The sequence below is a fragment of the Halomonas sp. SpR1 genome (assembly GCF_031010175.1).
Taxonomy (GTDB): Bacteria; Pseudomonadota; Gammaproteobacteria; order Pseudomonadales; family Halomonadaceae; genus Vreelandella.
The window spans coordinates 316,106-332,553 of sequence record NZ_JAUAMB010000001.1 but is presented as its reverse complement, the minus strand read 5'-3'; the positions used below and the strand labels follow the sequence as shown (position 1 = coordinate 332,553).

General features: G+C 53.9%; 13 protein-coding genes. 11 read left to right on the top strand and 2 right to left on the bottom strand.

Annotated elements, in window-relative coordinates; all coding sequences use genetic code 11:
* Nucleotides 1-62 precede the first annotated feature (62 nt).
* The 4 genes from clpX (at nucleotide 63) to QT231_RS01585 (ending at nucleotide 6,404) form a co-directional block, all read left to right on the top strand.
* On the top strand, nucleotides 63-1,343 hold the full coding sequence (gene clpX / locus QT231_RS01600; RefSeq protein ID WP_088700268.1) for an ATP-dependent Clp protease ATP-binding subunit ClpX: 1,281 nt from the start codon (nucleotides 63-65) through the stop codon (nucleotides 1,341-1,343).
* Between the two features lie 236 nt (nucleotides 1,344-1,579).
* On the top strand, nucleotides 1,580-3,991 hold the full coding sequence (lon, locus tag QT231_RS01595; protein ID WP_308335195.1) for an endopeptidase La: 2,412 nt from the start codon (nucleotides 1,580-1,582) through the stop codon (nucleotides 3,989-3,991).
* 193 nt (nucleotides 3,992-4,184) lie between these two features.
* Nucleotides 4,185-4,457 carry an HU family DNA-binding protein gene (locus QT231_RS01590; RefSeq protein ID WP_035579518.1) on the top strand — a complete coding sequence of 91 codons (273 nt, stop codon included), beginning with the start codon at nucleotides 4,185-4,187 and terminating at the stop codon, nucleotides 4,455-4,457.
* Between the two features lie 126 nt (nucleotides 4,458-4,583).
* Complete coding sequence (locus tag QT231_RS01585; RefSeq protein WP_308335194.1) at nucleotides 4,584-6,404, top strand: SurA N-terminal domain-containing protein; 1,821 nt, start codon at nucleotides 4,584-4,586, stop codon at nucleotides 6,402-6,404.
* A 95-nt stretch (nucleotides 6,405-6,499) separates the two neighbouring features.
* On the opposite strand, the gene QT231_RS01580 is transcribed toward QT231_RS01585, so the two are convergent.
* On the bottom strand, nucleotides 6,500-7,273 hold the full coding sequence (locus tag QT231_RS01580; protein ID WP_308335193.1) for a UDP-2,3-diacylglucosamine diphosphatase: 774 nt from the start codon (nucleotides 7,271-7,273) through the stop codon (nucleotides 6,500-6,502).
* A gap of 13 nt (nucleotides 7,274-7,286) precedes the next feature.
* Nucleotides 7,287-7,787, bottom strand: coding sequence for a peptidylprolyl isomerase (locus QT231_RS01575; protein WP_308335192.1), 501 nt, complete (start codon nucleotides 7,785-7,787; stop codon nucleotides 7,287-7,289).
* Nucleotides 7,788-7,955: 168 nt separating this feature from the next.
* Here QT231_RS01575 and QT231_RS01570 point away from each other — a divergent pair, with 168 nt between their 5' ends.
* The 7 genes from QT231_RS01570 to QT231_RS01540 all read left to right on the top strand — a co-directional run bounded on the left by QT231_RS01570 (nucleotide 7,956) and on the right by QT231_RS01540 (nucleotide 16,448).
* Nucleotides 7,956-9,635, top strand: a complete 1,680-nt coding sequence (locus tag QT231_RS01570; RefSeq protein ID WP_308335191.1) for a glutamine--tRNA ligase/YqeY domain fusion protein — start codon at nucleotides 7,956-7,958, stop codon at nucleotides 9,633-9,635.
* A gap of 12 nt (nucleotides 9,636-9,647) precedes the next feature.
* Nucleotides 9,648-11,051, top strand: a complete 1,404-nt coding sequence (gene cysS, locus QT231_RS01565; RefSeq protein WP_308335190.1) for a cysteine--tRNA ligase — start codon at nucleotides 9,648-9,650, stop codon at nucleotides 11,049-11,051.
* 137 nt (nucleotides 11,052-11,188) lie between these two features.
* The gene (locus QT231_RS01560; RefSeq protein ID WP_308335189.1) at nucleotides 11,189-12,115 is read left to right on the top strand and encodes an ABC transporter substrate-binding protein; all 927 of its coding nucleotides are present in this window, start codon (nucleotides 11,189-11,191) and stop codon (nucleotides 12,113-12,115) included.
* Between the two features lie 25 nt (nucleotides 12,116-12,140).
* Nucleotides 12,141-13,340, top strand: coding sequence for an ABC transporter permease (locus QT231_RS01555; RefSeq protein WP_308335188.1), 1,200 nt, complete (start codon nucleotides 12,141-12,143; stop codon nucleotides 13,338-13,340).
* Nucleotides 13,337-14,299, top strand: coding sequence for an ABC transporter ATP-binding protein (locus QT231_RS01550; protein WP_308335187.1), 963 nt, complete (start codon nucleotides 13,337-13,339; stop codon nucleotides 14,297-14,299). The genes QT231_RS01555 and QT231_RS01550 overlap by 4 nt, the downstream gene beginning before the upstream one ends.
* Nucleotides 14,280-15,065 (top strand): ABC transporter permease, encoded by a 786-nt coding sequence (locus QT231_RS01545; protein WP_308335186.1) that lies wholly within the window; start codon nucleotides 14,280-14,282, stop codon nucleotides 15,063-15,065. The genes QT231_RS01550 and QT231_RS01545 overlap by 20 nt, the downstream gene beginning before the upstream one ends.
* A 180-nt stretch (nucleotides 15,066-15,245) precedes the next feature.
* The gene (locus QT231_RS01540; RefSeq protein ID WP_308335185.1) at nucleotides 15,246-16,448 is read left to right on the top strand and encodes a thiamine pyrophosphate-dependent dehydrogenase E1 component subunit alpha; all 1,203 of its coding nucleotides are present in this window, start codon (nucleotides 15,246-15,248) and stop codon (nucleotides 16,446-16,448) included.

Sequence of the window (16,448 nt, the reverse complement as noted above, 5' to 3'; positions counted from 1 at the left end):
ATTCTGCTTTTCTAACGAGCTTTTCCGGCGGTGAAAGCCGCCGCAGTGACAGAGGTATACGAATGGCCGACGGCAAAGGCAAGGACGAAGGGGGCAAGCTGCTCTACTGCTCGTTTTGTGGTAAGAACCAAAACGAAGTACGTAAGCTGATTGCGGGCCCGTCCGTTTATATCTGCGATGAGTGTGTCGACTTATGTAATGACATCATTCGCGAGGAAGTTCTCGAAGCCGATGCCGAGAGCGATGAGGAGCGTTTACCTACGCCTCGCGAAATACGTCACACACTAGATGATTACGTTATCGGACAGGATCGCGCCAAAATGGTGCTTTCCGTAGCGGTGTATAACCACTACAAGCGTCTGAAAACCGATGTACGCGACGGCGACGTAGAACTAGGTAAATCAAACATTCTGCTAATTGGTCCCACCGGTAGCGGTAAAACGCTGCTAGCGGAAACCATGGCACGGCTACTGAATGTACCTTTTACCATTGCGGATGCAACCACGCTGACGGAAGCCGGCTATGTCGGTGAAGATGTTGAAAACATCATCCAGAAGCTGTTGCAGAAGTGCGATTACGACGTCGAAAAAGCCGAGCGCGGCATTGTTTATATTGATGAAATCGACAAGATTTCACGCAAATCGGATAACCCTTCGATCACTCGCGATGTGTCGGGTGAAGGCGTACAGCAGGCATTGCTGAAGCTTATTGAAGGAACGACAGCGTCTGTGCCGCCTCAAGGCGGACGCAAACACCCCCAGCAGGAGTTTGTTCAGGTTAATACGGGCAATATTCTGTTTATCGTCGGCGGTGCGTTTGCGGGGCTGGACAAGGTTATTCGTGACCGCGCTGAAAAGGGCGGGATCGGCTTCAATGCAGCAGTGAAAAGCAAGGAGTCCTCCCGTGGGGTGGGTGAGCTGCTGGCCGACGTCGAGCCTGATGACCTGGTTAAATTTGGTTTGATTCCAGAGTTCGTGGGTCGTTTGCCGATCATCGCGACACTGATGGAACTGACAGAAGACGCTCTGGTGCAGATTCTGACGGAGCCCAAGAACTCGCTGGTCAAGCAGTACGCTAAATTGTTTGAAATGGAAGATGTAACGCTAGAGTTTAGAGATGAAGCGTTACGTGCGGTGGCTGAGAAAGCCATGGAACGTAAAACGGGGGCCCGCGGTCTGCGCTCTATTTTAGAGTCAGTATTGCTGGATACCATGTATGAAATTCCGTCGCTTGAAGGCGTCAGCAAAGTCGTCATCGATGCCTCGGTGATTGCTGGTGAGAGCGAGCCACTGTTGATCTACTCTCAGCAAGAAGAAGCACGTGTCGACGGCACTGATGGTTAGTGGTTAGTCGAGTATCGCGGCCCAGCTTCAACCCGCTTGCGCTAAACCAAGGGGTCGCCTAGGCGACCCCTTGTTATTATAGAGCGCTATTATAGAGCGCTATAAAGCCTAATCCGTGAAGTGTTACTGTCTAGCCTATTCAGTGCTAACGCTTTAAACGATAGCATGTTGAAAAGTGTAGTACTTTTCCAAGTACTCTTTTAAGTACTCATCCGATTTGTCGAGGAACGTCTGCGATGCAGCAGAACGCCGAACAGACACAATGTCTACCCCTTTTGCCATTGCGCGATGTGGTTGTTTATCCGCAAATGGTTATCCCTCTCTTTGTAGGTCGTGAAAAGTCTATCCAGGCGCTTGAAGCGGCGATGGAGGCTGATAAACGTGTGCTACTGGTGGCTCAGCGTGAAGCGTCTCAAGATGAGCCTGACAACGCGGATCTTTACGCGATGGGCACCGTGGCCGATATCATGCAACTGCTCAAGTTGCCCGATGGCACGGTCAAAGTGCTTATTGAAGGTAATTTTCGAGCGGATGTACTGAATGTCGAAGAGAATGCGGCAGGCTACACTCAGGCGCACTTAACACCCCGTGAGAGCGAACCGCTTACCAGTCGTGAGCAGGAAGCGCTGGTTCGCGTGTTGCTCAATCAGTTCGAACAGTACGTCAAGCTTTCCAAGAAAGTCCCTAACGAAGTGCTTAATTCGCTGTCGGGGATAGAGGATCCAAGCCGCTTGGTGGACACTATCTGTGCCCATCTGTCGCTTAAAATTGGCGACAAACAAGAGCTGCTTGAGATGGATCGCGTGCGCGATCGTATTGAGCATTTGATGGCGCTGATCGAGTCTGAGATCGACCTGCTGCAAGTAGAGAAGCGCATCCGCTCACGGGTCAAAGAGCAGATGGAGAAGACCCAGCGCGAGTACTATCTCAATGAGCAAATGAAAGCCATCCAGAAAGAGATGGGTGAGCTGGATAACGTGCCCAATGAGGCTGAAAAGTACGAGCTGGCGATTAAAGAATCCGGTATGCCGAAGGAGGCATCTGAGAAAGCCACGCAAGAGCTCAATAAGCTCAAAATGATGGCCTCAAACTCCGCCGAAGCGACCGTGGTGCGCTCTTACCTGGATTGGTTAGTTGCAGTTCCATGGAAAAAGCGCACCCGCGTCAAACATGATCTCGTCAAAGCACAACAGGTGCTGGATGAGGATCACTACGGCCTGGAGGAGGTCAAAGCACGCATCCTGGAGTACCTTGCCGTACAGAAGCGCGTACGCAAGATGAAAGGCCCGGTGCTGTGTCTCGTGGGGCCGCCAGGGGTGGGTAAGACCTCGCTTGGCCAGTCCATCGCCCGTGCCACCAATCGCAAGTACGTGCGTTTGGCGCTGGGTGGTGTCCGCGATGAGTCGGAAATTCGCGGCCATCGGCGCACCTATATCGGCTCGTTGCCGGGTAAACTGATGCAGCGGATGAGCCGGGCCGGGGTAAAAAACCCATTGTTCCTGCTGGACGAGGTCGACAAGCTAGGTATGGATCACCGCGGTGATCCGGCTTCTGCGCTGCTCGAAGTGCTTGATCCGGAGCAGAACAACAGCTTTAGCGATCACTACCTGGAGCTCGACTACGATCTCTCCGAGACGCTCTTCATCTGTACTGCTAACTCGATGAATATTCCCAGTGCACTGCTTGACCGCATGGAGATTATTCGTCTGCCGGGTTACACCGAAGATGAGAAGCTGGCGATCGCTAAACGCTACTTATTGCCTAAGCAATTAGCCGCGAACGGTTTAAAAGGCGATGAGTTAACGCTGGAAGATAGCGCACTTTTAGAGCTTATTCGCTACTACACACGAGAAGCGGGTGTGCGTGAGTTAGAGCGACAGATTGCCAAGGTGTCGCGCAAGGTATTGCGTGAACGGATTGAGGCAGAGCGTGACCCCCAAGCCAAACAAGCGGGGCAGAGCTTAACGGCAGAGCAAATTGAGCACTACGCGGGCGTTCGTCGCTACAGTTACGGCTTAGCGGAGCAGGACGACCAGATCGGCCGAGTAACAGGGCTTGCCTGGACATCGGTGGGGGGTGAACTGCTCAGCATAGAGTCCGTGGTGACGCCAGGTAAGGGGCGAATTAACAAGACCGGTTCACTTGGCGATGTGATGAAAGAGTCGGTGAGTGCCGCCCAAACAGTGGTGCGTGCCAGGGCTGAAGCTTATGGCATTGACCCCGATCGGTTCGAAAAAGAAGATCTGCATATTCACGTGCCGGAAGGGGCAACACCGAAAGATGGCCCCAGTGCGGGTATTGCCATGGTAACGGCGATCGTTTCTGCCTATACCCAGCGTGCGGTACGCTGTGATGTGGCCATGACCGGCGAAGTCAATCTGCGCGGAGAAGTATTGCCGATTGGCGGATTGAAGGAGAAATTGCTGGCAGCCCGCCGCGGTGGTATAAAGACAGTGCTAATTCCTGAAGAAAACCGTCGTGATCTCAAGGAAGTACCTGACAATATCAAAGGTGCATTGGATATTCGTCCGGTACGCTGGATAGATGATGTCTTAGCCGTAGCGCTAGCAGATAAGGTAGAAGACGGTGCGCCATTGAAAAGTACCGAAGCATCGTTTAGTAATACCGTTGTTGCTAGTACCCATTAAGCTGTTAAAGTCCTCTCTGGTCTTTAATTTTACTTAATATTTGCTCGCCACTCGTGTGGCGGGTATCTCGCGGCATGGTTGCTTGACAGATGTTTCAAGGCATTGCTATAAAACGCAGCTATGCTTTGATCGTCGTATCCATCGGTGACCATGCCGTTCAGAGCCATTTTTTGAAACAGTCAAGGGGTGAAGAGTGAATAAGTCCGAGCTGATTGAAGCCATTGCCGCGTCTGCAGATATTCCCAAAGCAGCGGCAACCCGCGCATTGGATGCCATGGTGGAGTCTGTCACCGATAGCCTTAAAAAAGGCGAAAGCGTATCTCTGGTAGGTTTTGGTACCTTCGCGATCAAAGAGCGTGCTGCTCGTACTGGCCGCAACCCACAAACGGGTGAGCCAATCCAGATCAGCGCAGCCAAAGTACCCAGCTTCAAAGCAGGTAAGGCGCTGAAAGACGCCGTCAACTAATTTGACCGCGTTTGCTGTAACCTAATGGGCGCATCGCATTGGCGATGCGCCCATGTTATTTTCTGGCCCACTATTTATGACGGGTTAGCGGGCCGACCTGTTTGGCTGTGACTATCTGAGGCTAGCATGCTGCAAAGTATTCGAGATGGCTCCAGGAGCTGGGGTGCCAAAATTATTATCGGTGTTATGGTCGCGGCCATGGCACTTTTCGGGATTGAGTCACTGTTTGGGCTTTTTGGCGATGATCCAAACGAAGTCGCGAGCGTCAACGGTCAGCCGATTATGCGCCAACAGCTTGAGCTGGAAGTTCAGCGCGCGCTACGTTCTGGTCAAGTGCCGCCGGAGCAAGAGCGCGCTCTGCGCCGCGATATGCTCGATCAGTTGATCACTCAGAAGCTACTGTCCCAGTATGCTGAGGAGGGCGGTTTTGCCGTTTCTGAACAGCAATTAGATCAGTTAATTGTCAGCCTGCCGGAATTTCACGATCAGGATGGTCGCTTCTCCGCAGAGGTGTTCCGAAATCGTCTCGCCAGTGCGGGCTATACGCCGATTGCATTCCGTGAAGAGTTACGTGTCGATATTCAGCGGCAGCATTTACAGCAAGGCTTAGCCTTCAGTGATTTTAGCTTGCCGAACGAGCAAGAGCGTCTGGCCGAATTACAGCGCCAGCAGCGCAGTTTCCGCTACGTGGTGCTGGATGGTGACGATCTGAACGCCAATATCGACGTTAGCGATGAGGAGCTCCAAGCGTATTACGATGCCAATCAAGAGCGCTATGAGCGGCCCGAACAGGTACGCCTTGAGTACGTGTTAATTGACCGCCAAGCCATGGCGGAGACGCGTGACGTAGACGAAGAGGTGCTGCGTGACGCATGGCGTGAAAAAAACCGTGATGCTGATCGCCGCGTATCCCACATTATGATTACCTTTGGTAATGAGCGCACCCGCGATGAAGCGCAGCAATTGGCTGAGACCGCTCGTGAAGCACTGGACAATGGTGAGTCGTTTGCAGATACCGCCTTACGCTACTCGGACGACACGGCCAGTGCAGAAGAGGGTGGCGATCTGGGCGTGATCAGCCGTGGTTTCTTCGGCGACAGCTTTGATGAAGCGGCTTTTGGCCTCGAAGAGGGTGATGTTTCCCAGCCGGTTGAGCTGGATAACGCCTTCCATATCATTCAGGTGACGGATATTCAGGGCCCCACCTTTGAGCAGCAGCGCGAAGAGTTGGCACGTGAAGTCGCGCTACGTGATGTTGATGATGAGTTTAATCAGCGCGTACAGCAGCTGATTGATGAGAGCTTCGCAGCCGATGACCTGCAGAGCGTTGCCGATGATCTTGATCTGACTCTGCAGGAGAGCGATTGGCTCGCCCGTGATGATGAGGCGGAAGGTGTGCTATCTGAGCCTGGCGTGATGTCAGCGGCGTTTAGCAGCGATGTGCTTGAAGAGGGCTACAACAGTGAAGTGATCGAGTTGGATCAGGATCGGCGCTTGGTTCTTCGCGTTGCCGAGCAGCGCGATGCGACGTTGCTGCCACTTGATGAAGTGCGCGAAGAGGTTGAAGTTGCGGTAGCCGCTGAGCAGCAGCAACAGGCGCTGCGTGAACAAGCGCAGGCGCTGGTCACCAATCTGCGCGAAAATCAGCAGGTGGATGTTGACTGGCTCGAAGCTAACAGCGTAAGCCGTCAAGCCGATACCACTGTGCCTCAGCTGATTATTCAGGAAGCTTTCCGTATACCACGCCCAGAAGAGGGCGAGAGCGTCTATCGTACGGTTGAGCTACCACAAGGTGTCGCTGTTGTTGCTCTGGATAGCGTAAGCGTCGGTGAGGTCGATGAGCAGATGGAGGCGTTTGTTGCCCAAATGGCCGAGCAGTTGCGCGCTCAATCGGTGTTGCAGGGATTAATTGATGACTTGCGCAGCGATGCGGATATAGAGCGGTAGAATCGCTTAAGTGCGAGTTAGGCAACAGCAAGACAAAAAAGCCGATCTCACGATCGGCTTTTTTAATGCTTAAAGGGTTGATGCTTAAAGTGTACTTAGCCGTCAGGCAGTTGTGTTAAGGAAAACTGACGCAATCGTGGCACCGTGTGGTCGCTGCGCTCGATAATAATATCCCAGCCATGCTGAGCATCCCAGTCGCCTAGCACATAACGTTTGGCCGGCACATCTTCTACCGTTAAGTCATGGACGTGGGGGCGGTGGGTGTGACCGTGAATCATGGTGGTTACTCCGTGGCGCTCCATGACATGGATGACCTCCTGGTGAGTAACATCCATGATCGCTTCAGCCTTATTAGCATTGGCTTCACCCGATTGCGCGCGCAAACTCTGGGCAAGTGCTACGCGCTGCTCCAAAGGTAGCGCAAGCATTTGTGACTGCCATTCAGGGTTGCGCGACTGTTGGCGGAAAGCCATATAGGCTTCATCCCGAGTACACATACTGTCCCCATGGAGCAGCACAACGGGGACGCCCTGAATTTCCACTTCCTCAATTTCCGGGAGTAGAAACGCCTGACAGGCATTAACAAAGCGCTCGCCGAGCAAAAAATCACGGTTGCCATGCATTAAGTACACAGCGGTGCCATCGCTGCTAAGCTTGCGTAAACGCTTGATCACCTCCTGGGCTACGCCGCAAAGCGGGTGTGTATTGGCGTCGAGTAGATCATCGCCAATCCAGGCATCGAAAAGATCACCAAGAATATACAGCGCGTCGGCTCCTGGAGCGGTATGCTCCAAGTAGCGGTAAAACCCCTGGTTGATCTCGGGGGTATCGCTACTCAGATGAAGGTCGGCAACAAGCAGTGTGCGCATAAGGCTCCCTGTGTTATTCCGCGTCCTTGACGTACGCACGCTCGATAATGACATCTTCCGCGGGGACGTCGGCATGCATGCCGCGGCGGGTCGTTGCTACGTTTTTAATTTCGTTGACCACATCCATGCCGTCAACGACTTCGCCAAATACCGCGTAGCCCCAGCCTTGCAGGCTTTTACCGCTGTGATCCAGAAAACTGTTATCGCCCACATTGATAAAAAACTGGGCAGTCGCCGAGTGAGGATCCTGGGTGCGTGCCATGGCCAGGGTGCCAATGGTGTTTTTCAAGCCGTTGTCGGCTTCGTTGTCGATAGGGTCGCGGGTGGGTTTTTGATTAAACTCTTTATCGAAACCGCCCCCTTGCACCATAAAACCGTCAATGACTCGGTGAAACAGGGTGCCGTCATAAAATCCGTCGCGCACGTACTGCTCAAAATTTGCCGCGCTAATCGGCGCTTTTTCGTGGTTAAGAGCGATGGTGATGTCACCATGGTTCGTCTGTAATACGATCATAGATAAATTCCTGTTCAATAAAGGCATTCGCCTTGGCGCTGTGCATCGGCGTCACGTTATAATAGCGGTTTTGCCCTGCACCGCGAAGGGCTACAGGCGTATCCTACGTTTTCATAGCATGTTTTCACGGCTCAGCACGCCATTCACCACGAGGTTATCAACACCATCATGACCAACGAGACCACCCCAGCGCCGAACTTCATTCGTAACCAAGTACGCGACGAAATCGAGGGCGGCCAGGTCACTAAAATCGTGACGCGCTTCCCCCCGGAGCCCAATGGCTTCCTGCATATCGGCCATGCAAAGTCGATCTGTCTAAATTTCGGGTTGGCGGAGCAGATGGGTGGCGAGTGTCATCTACGTTTTGACGACACCAACCCTGCCAAAGAAGAGCAGGCCTACATCGATGCGATCAAAGAAGACGTCAGCTGGCTAGGCTTTGAATGGGCAGGCCCGGTGCGTTTTGCCTCCGACTACTTCGATCAGCTTTACGCCTGGGCGCAGCACTTAATGCGTGAAGGCAAAGCGTATGTCGATGATCTCTCGCCGGATGAAATTCGTGAGTATCGCGGCACCCTGACAGCGCCGGGTAAACCGAGCCCCTACCGTGAGCGAAGCGTCGAAGAGAATCTGGATTTGCTGGAGCGTATGCGTGAAGGCGAGTTTGGCGAAAGTGAAAAGGTTGTGCGCGCCAAGATTGATATGGCATCACCCAATATCAATTTACGCGACCCGATTATTTATCGCATTCGTCACGCCAGCCATCACCAAACCGGCGATAAGTGGAAAATTTACCCCTCTTACGACTTTACCCACGGTCAGTCGGACGCCATTGAGGGGATTACCCACTCAATCTGCACGCTAGAATTCGAAGATCACCGTCCCTTGTACGAGTGGTTCTTGAATAATCTGCCGGTACCCTCAAAACCGCGTCAAATTGAGTTCGCACGGCTGAATCTCGATTACACCCTGACCTCCAAGCGTAAACTGAAGCTGCTGGTTGACGAGCAAATCGTCGATGGTTGGGATGATCCGCGTATGCCGACCATTTCCGGCATGCGTCGCCGTGGCTACACGCCAGCATCTATCCGTAAGTTTTGCGAGATGATTGGGGTTACCCGCGCCGACGGTGGACTGGTGGATATCGCCATGCTGACCCACGCCATTCGCTCGGACTTGGAAGACAACGCGCCCCGCGCGATGTGTGTGCTAAAGCCGCTGAAAGTCGTGCTCACCAACGTGGCTGAAGATCACCAAGAGGTATATGAAGTCCCAGGTCACCCCGCCCGCGAGGACATGACGGTGCGCAAAGTGCCGTTTAACCGCGAGCTGTATATCGATCAAGACGACTTTATGGAAGACGCGCCCAAAAAGTTCTTCCGCCTGGCGCCAGGTAAAGAAGTGCGCTTGCGCAACAGCTACGTGATTCGCTGTGACGAGGTGATTAAAGACGCCGCCGGAGAGATCACCGAGCTGCACTGTTCGGTGGATTTCGATACGCTAGGCAAAAACCCCGAAGGGCGCAAGGTCAAAGGCGTCATTCATTGGGTTAGCGCTAGCCACGGCGTGCCGATGGAAGTGCGTCTTTACGACAACCTGTTCACTGTTGAACAGCCTGATCGCGATAAAGACGTTGATTTTCTGGAGCACCTGAATCCGGAGTCTTTGGTCATTTGCCAAGCCATTGGCGAGCCTAGCCTTGCCGAGGCGACGCCGGAGTCGCGCTTTCAGTTCGAGCGTGTCGGCTACTTCTGTGCGGATCGGCATGAGTCAACGCCAGAGCATTTGGTGTTTAACCGTACCGTAGGCTTAAAAGATAGCTGGGCGAAAATCAAACAGAAGGGTTAAGGAAAACGTCATATGCATATTTATAATACGCTGACGCGTCGCAAAGAACCGTTCACCCCATTAGTGGCGGGAAAAGTAAGCATGTATGTTTGCGGCATGACGGTGTATGACTACTGCCACCTGGGCCACGCCCGGGTTATGGTTGCCTTTGACGTGATCACCCGCTACCTGCGTGAGCGCGGCTACGACGTTAACTATGTGCGCAACATTACCGATATCGATGACAAGATCCTCAAGCGTGCCGACGAGAATGGCGAAAGTATCACTGCGCTGACGGAGCGCATGATTGACGCCATGCACGAAGACGAGCAGCGCCTGTTTGTTTTGCCGCCCAGTCATGAACCCCGTGCCACGGGCCACATCGACGATATTGTGGCGATGATTGAAACCCTGGTTGAGAAAGGCTTTGCTTACGCGGCAGATAACGGCGACGTTTACTACCGGGTGCGTAAATTTGCCGATTACGGCAAGCTCAATAATCGCCAGCTCGACGATATGCGTGCAGGCAGCCGGGTTGATGTGGATGTTCATAAAGAAGATCCCCTCGACTTCGTGCTCTGGAAAGCCGCCAAGCCAGGGGAGGCGCACTGGGCGTCACCCTGGGGCAACGGTCGTCCGGGCTGGCACATCGAGTGCTCGGCAATGTCGACCTGCTGCCTGGGCGATACCTTCGATATTCATGGTGGTGGGCCGGATTTAACCTTTCCGCACCATGAAAACGAGATTGCTCAATCAGAGGCGGCCACGGGCAAAACCTACGTCAATACCTGGATGCACGCCGGGGCAGTGCGGGTGAACCAGGAGAAGATGTCCAAGTCTTTGGGCAACTTCTTTACCATCCGCGACGTGCTGGCCGAACACGACCCGGAAGTGGTGCGTTTTCTGCTGGTCGCCAGCCACTACCGTAGCCCCATCAACTACTCGGTCGATTCACTGACCGAAGCGCGCAAATCGCTTACACGTTTGTACACAGCGCTGGAAGGACTTGAGCAGGGCGATTCAAATGGTGATGCAAGCGGTGACGTGTCGGCCTACCGTGAGCGCTTTACCCAGGTAATGGACGATGACTTCAATACCCCCGAAGCCTTGGCGGTGATGTTTGAGCTGGCTCGGGAGGTCAATCGAGCCAAGCAAGAGCAGCCTGATGAAGCGGTCAAGCTCGCAGGTGAGTTGAAGCAGCTAGGCGCTATTTTGGGGCTACTTCAGCAAGCGCCCCAAACGTTCTTAAAAGGCACCCAGCAGCAGAGTATGCCGCTAAGTGAGGGGGAGATCGAAGCGAAAATCGCTCAGCGTATTGAGGCCAAAGCAAACAGAGACTTCGCTCAGGCTGATGCGATTCGTGATGAACTCGCCAACCTAGGGGTTATTCTTAAAGATTCCCGGGAAGGTACGTCTTGGGTGTTTGAGGCTCCCTAAACGTTGAAGGCTATGACGTAAACGCTGAAGGCTTTTATAGTGAAAAAGCTGATGGCTCTTATAGTGTAAAAGCTGAAGGCTCTTATACTGGTTAAGAGCCTCAGTGTTAAAAAGCCTACTTCAAAAGGAACACCAAGATGCGCTTTTCAGCGAATGCTTTTACCGCCAAGTCCCTGATCACTGCTTGCGCCCTATCCGTTGCGGCATTTTCTCAAGCCAGTGCCAATGATCCCGTCGTGGTCTCATCCAAAATCGACACGGAGGGATCAGTATTGGGTGAGTTGATTATTCAAACCTTGGAACGGAACGATATCGCCACTGAAAATCGACTGCAGCTGGGTGGCACCAGCGTCGTACGCACCGCGTTAGAAGCCGGCGAAATTGACCTTTACCCAGAATACACCGGTAATGGCGCGTTCTTTTTCGATATGACCGACAGCCCAGTATGGAATAATGCTGATCAAGCTTATGAAACCGTGCGCGAGCGTGATGCGCAGCAAGGCTTGATATGGCTACAGCCTGCTAGTGCCAATAACACCTGGGCAATGAGCGTCCGCGAAGATCTCGCCGAGGAGAATGAGCTGGTGAGTCTAGAAGATCTCGCCGTCTATTTGGCCGATGGCGGTAAGTTCAAGTTCGCCGCCAGCGCTGAGTTCGTCGAGTCTGAGCAAGCACTCCCTGCGTTTCAGGAAGCTTACGGTTTTGAGTTAAGTGATGATCAACTGTTGGTGCTTTCAGGAGGCAATACCGCCGCTACCATGCGTGCAGCTGCCCAACAGACCAGTGGTGTTAATGGCGCCATGACGTATGGCACAGACGGTGGCTTGGCCGCGCTGGGACTGGTGGTATTGGAAGACACGAAGGGGGTGCAGCCAGTGTATCAACCTGCCCCCGTGGTGCGTGAAAGCGTACTTGAAACATATCCAGAAATTGAAGCGCTACTCAATGACGTTTTCTCCAGCCTTGATCTGGTCACTCTTCAAACGCTCAATGCCGATGTCGCCGTCAACGGGCTGTCGCCATCCCAAGTGGCCAGCGACTATCTTGATACCCTTAATAACTAATGCTGATGCTCTGGATAACTAATTAATGTCATTAATGGATGCACTGCCTAGCCCGCGGCTTCGTTGGGACGGGCGGCACCCGAACATTGTGCTTGTGACGCTTAGCCTTACGATGCTGGCCGCGTTCTGGTTACTTGACGTGGTTAGCATGGCACCCAATCGCATTGTGGCAGGGACAGGTTACGGTGCGCTTGATGCGTTTGGTTGGCCCGGCGCGCTTTTAGTAACGCTACTACTCTCCTTTATCGGTATTCTTGCGTCTCAGCCAAGCCATCGCCATTACAGGGCGCTGCTGGCAGCGGTGGTGGTGGTGATGGCGCTAATGCCGGTGGGTTTGATGGCGAGCAGTTATTTGCTCATTGACCCGGAGATGTCGCAAGCGCGTTTAGGTATAGGTGCGGCATATTGGATCGTGCTTTTTGTGCTGCTGTTATGTTTGGTCGAGCTACGTCTGCGTTTAAACCTTACGCGGATATGGCTCACGCTGTTGTTGTTGGGTGTCGCGCTGGTGTGGTGGCTATGTGTGGCTTTTGGGCTGGAGAGGCTTGCGCTCGTTCAAGAGTTCAGAGCGCGTGATCAACAGTTTCTAAGCGCCGTGGTGCAGCACATCAAGCTGGTCGGTATCGCCGTCAGCGTCAGTGTTGTTCTTGGGTTAGCGCTCGCTATGCTGATGCGCCGTTATGCCCGCTTGCAGAAGAGCGCCTTCGCAGTGCTCAACTTTCTTCAAACCATTCCCAGTTTGGCGCTATTCGGTCTACTGCTAGCACCGCTAGCCTGGCTTGCCGCGAATGTACCAGTATTAAGTCAGCTTGGTGTAAGTGGTATTGGCACAACGCCGGCTTTAATCGCACTGATTGCTTACAGTCTGCTCCCCATTGTGCGCAATACCTATATCGCGCTTGAAGAAGTGAGCGCCGATACTTTAGAGGCCGCCAAGGGTATGGGCATGCGCACCGGGCAGCGGTTTTGGCAAGTGCGACTACCGCTGGCGCTTCCGGTGCTCTTGGAAGGCGTGCGGATTACCACCGTACAGGCCATTGGGCTCACCGCCGTTGCCGCTCTGATTGGTGCGGGCGGGCTGGGTACTTTTATTTTTCAAGGCCTAGGTCAGGCCGCCATGGATATGGTGTTACTTGGCGCACTGCCGATTTTAATGCTGGCTCTAGTGGTGGATGCGGGCTTAGGTGCCTTAGCAGAAGCACTGCGCCCCGGAGGAACAAGATGATTGAGTTGTCCCACGTATCCAAGCGGTTTGGGGATGAAACCGCAGTGGACGACATTTCTTTCCGGGTGCCAAAGGGTAAATTCTGCGCCTTAGTGGGTACATCGGGCTGTGGTAAATCGACCACGTTGCGCATGATTAATCGCTTAATTGAGCACAGCGAAGGCGACATTATCCTCGATGGGCAGGCGATAGATGTGTACGACCCGGTGAAGCTACGTCGCCGAATTGGCTACGTGATTCAGCACACTGGACTATTTCCCCACTGGACCGTGGCGCGCAATATCGGCCTGGTGCCGAGGTTATTGAAGTGGTCAGCAGCCGATGTCCAGTCACGGGTGGCTGAGTTAATGCACTTACTCAGTTTGCCGGTTGATGAGTTTGCGCATAAATATCCCCATCAGCTTTCCGGTGGGCAGGCGCAGCGGGTGGGGGTCGCGCGTGCCTTGGCGGCAGACCCGGATATTCTGTTGATGGATGAACCCTTTGGCGCGCTTGATCCTATCACCCGTGAAAAGCTGCAGGATGAGCTGGCCAAGCTGCAGTCGCGGCTGCACAAAACCGTGCTGTTTGTGACCCATGACATGGATGAAGCCCTAAAGCTGGCGGATCACTTAGTGGTGATGCGTGAAGGTCGAATAGTGCAACAAGGTTCACCCTTGGGGCTATTACAAAACCCCGTCGACCCTTTTGTTGAGTCGTTATTGGGTGGGTTGGAAAGGGGGCTTAAACAGGCGTCGCTAACCCGGGTAAAAGATCATATGACCTCCATGGGGCCTACCTTGCCCGCGCAGTCGCGTATCCCCGGGACTTTCTCGCTGCGTCAGGCGCTCTCCATGATGCTACGCGATCATAGCGATCGGTTGACCGTTGTCGACCAGCACGATGTGCCGGTCGGCGAGCTATCGTTGCGTAGGATTATCAAGGAAGCTCAACTGGATAATGGGAACCCGCGTGAGTAATTCGCTAAGCGTCGCCCCGCCCCATAAAAAAGCCCCGCCATGGCTATGGCCACTGCTGTGGGGAGTGCTGCTACTGGTTAGCGTTGTGGCCATGCCCATTGCCGAATCACTTTTCCGCTGGATAGAGCCTGATGCACGACAAGTTATCTATGATCGCGCCGAGCTCTACGTCCTGCTGGGCCGGCATCTCTTCGTGGTGGGTATCGCCGCGGTGGTGACCATTATCGTGGGGGTAGCCGCTGGCATCGCCGTTACCCGCAGGTGGGGTGGTGATTTTCTACCCCTGGTGGCCCAGTTGGCATCGCTGGGTCAAACGTTTCCGCCGGTAGCAGTTCTAGCGTTGGCGGTGCCCGTACTGGGGTTCGGCACCTTACCGATTATTGTCGCCTTAATGCTCTACGGGCTACTGCCCATCGTGCGCAATACCCTTGCCGGTCTGCAGGGAGTCGAAGGCGAAATTAAAATGGCAGCCCACGCAATGGGCATGACGCCGACTCAAATCCTACGTCAAGTGGAACTGCCGCTGGCAGCACCAGTCATTTTGGCAGGCATTCGTACCTCGGTGACGATTAATATTGCCACCGCAGCGCTCGGGGCAACTGTCGGTGCCAGTAACCTGGGCGACCCGATTATCTCCGGTATCGTCAACGGCAATATGGCTTATGTGCTTCAAGGGGCGCTGACCATTGCGCTGTTGGCCCTGACGGTTGACAGCCTGTTTGAACTGCTGCAGCGTCAACTACGTTCGCGTATCTCTGATTCCTAATCTCCGTGTTTTAACGTCTCTGCGTCTTAAGTAGCATCCCTAAAGTCCTTGTGCTGCGTTATTGTCCTATGCGTTGTGGTAGCTAGATGTTGCGTTGGCTTATGACAGATAAATCCACTGGCATAAACGGTCAATACCAACAACACTGCCCTCAAAAGGGGCAAAACAAGGACAATAATGATGACACAGTATGTATACCAGCCGGACTTCATGACCGGCGATGAGTTTTCGATTCCTACCTTCAGTCTGCTTAACCCGGAAGGTGAGCTGCATAGCGGTGCCGTTGAGCCTGTGCTTGAGCGTGATCACGCCCGGCGTATCTATCAGGCAATGCTGGCCACGCGGATTCTCGATGAACGCATGATGGCCGCCCAGCGCCAGGGGCGGTTGAGTTTTTACATGCAGTGTACCGGCGAAGAGGCCGCCGTAGTGGGCGCCACCGCCGCGCTTAATGACGCCGATATGATCATGGCGCAGTACCGCGAGCAGGGCGCTTTGATGTATCGCGGTTTCTCTATCGACGAATTTATGAATCAGCTGTTCGGCAACGAGCTGGACTACGGCAAAGGCCGTCAAATGCCGATTCACTATGGGTCGCGTAAGCTGCACTACATGACCATCTCTTCTCCCTTAGCCACTCAAATTCCCCAGGCGACGGGCTATGCCTATGGGCAAAAGCTTGCCGGTAACGGCCACTGCACGCTCACCTTTTTTGGTGAAGGCGCAGCATCCGAAGGTGATTTTCACGCCGCGCTGAATATGGCCTCGGTGCATCAGGTACCGGTGATTTTCTTCTGCCGTAACAATGGCTATGCCATTTCCACGCCTGCCGTCGAGCAGTTCGCGGCGGATGGTATTGCCCCACGCGCCTTTGGCTACCATATGCATGTGATTCGAGTCGATGGAAACGATGTGCTGGCGGTTTTTGAAGCAACCCGCCGGGCTCGCAAAATCGCCGTTGAGCAGAATCAGCCAGTATTGATTGAGGCCATGAGCTATCGCCTTGCCGCGCACTCATCCTCTGATGACCCCTCTGGCTATCGCTCCAAAGATGAGGAGGAGATATGGCGTGCCAAGGATCCCTTGCTGCGGTTGCAAAAATGGCTGTTGAAGAAGCAGTGGTGGAGCGAGGAAGAGGAGGCTTCCCAGCAGGAAACCCTGCGCCGTGAAGTGCTGGAAACGATGAAGCGCGCCGAGAAGCGCTCCCCGCCGCCGCTAGAGAGCCTGATCAGCGATGTGTATGCCGATGTCACCCCAGCCTTGCAGCGGCAGTTTGATCAATTAAAGCGCCATATACGTCGCTACCCGGACGCCTATCCCCGCGGGGCAAAGTCGCTGGATCTAGATGTAGGCACCGAGACTGATACCCAGGGAGAGGCGTAA

What these genes read in the sequence shown, in the direction of transcription:
- QT231_RS01585 (WP_308335194.1), top strand. Translation starts at nt 4,584, where the DNA reads ATGCTGCAAAGTATTCGAGATGGCTCCAGGAGCTGGGGTGCCAAAATT.
- lon (WP_308335195.1), top strand. Translation starts at nt 1,580, where the DNA reads ATGCAGCAGAACGCCGAACAGACACAATGTCTACCCCTTTTGCCATTG.
- QT231_RS01560 (WP_308335189.1), top strand. Translation starts at nt 11,189, where the DNA reads ATGCGCTTTTCAGCGAATGCTTTTACCGCCAAGTCCCTGATCACTGCT.
- QT231_RS01570 (WP_308335191.1), top strand. Translation starts at nt 7,956, where the DNA reads ATGACCAACGAGACCACCCCAGCGCCGAACTTCATTCGTAACCAAGTA.
- QT231_RS01580 (WP_308335193.1), bottom strand. Translation starts at nt 7,273, where the DNA reads ATGCGCACACTGCTTGTTGCCGACCTTCATCTGAGTAGCGATACCCCC.
- cysS (WP_308335190.1), top strand. Translation starts at nt 9,648, where the DNA reads ATGCATATTTATAATACGCTGACGCGTCGCAAAGAACCGTTCACCCCA.
- QT231_RS01540 (WP_308335185.1), top strand. Translation starts at nt 15,246, where the DNA reads ATGACACAGTATGTATACCAGCCGGACTTCATGACCGGCGATGAGTTT.
- QT231_RS01575 (WP_308335192.1), bottom strand. Translation starts at nt 7,787, where the DNA reads ATGATCGTATTACAGACGAACCATGGTGACATCACCATCGCTCTTAAC.
- QT231_RS01550 (WP_308335187.1), top strand. Translation starts at nt 13,337, where the DNA reads ATGATTGAGTTGTCCCACGTATCCAAGCGGTTTGGGGATGAAACCGCA.
- QT231_RS01545 (WP_308335186.1), top strand. Translation starts at nt 14,280, where the DNA reads ATGGGAACCCGCGTGAGTAATTCGCTAAGCGTCGCCCCGCCCCATAAA.
- QT231_RS01555 (WP_308335188.1), top strand. Translation starts at nt 12,141, where the DNA reads ATGTCATTAATGGATGCACTGCCTAGCCCGCGGCTTCGTTGGGACGGG.
- clpX (WP_088700268.1), top strand. Translation starts at nt 63, where the DNA reads ATGGCCGACGGCAAAGGCAAGGACGAAGGGGGCAAGCTGCTCTACTGC.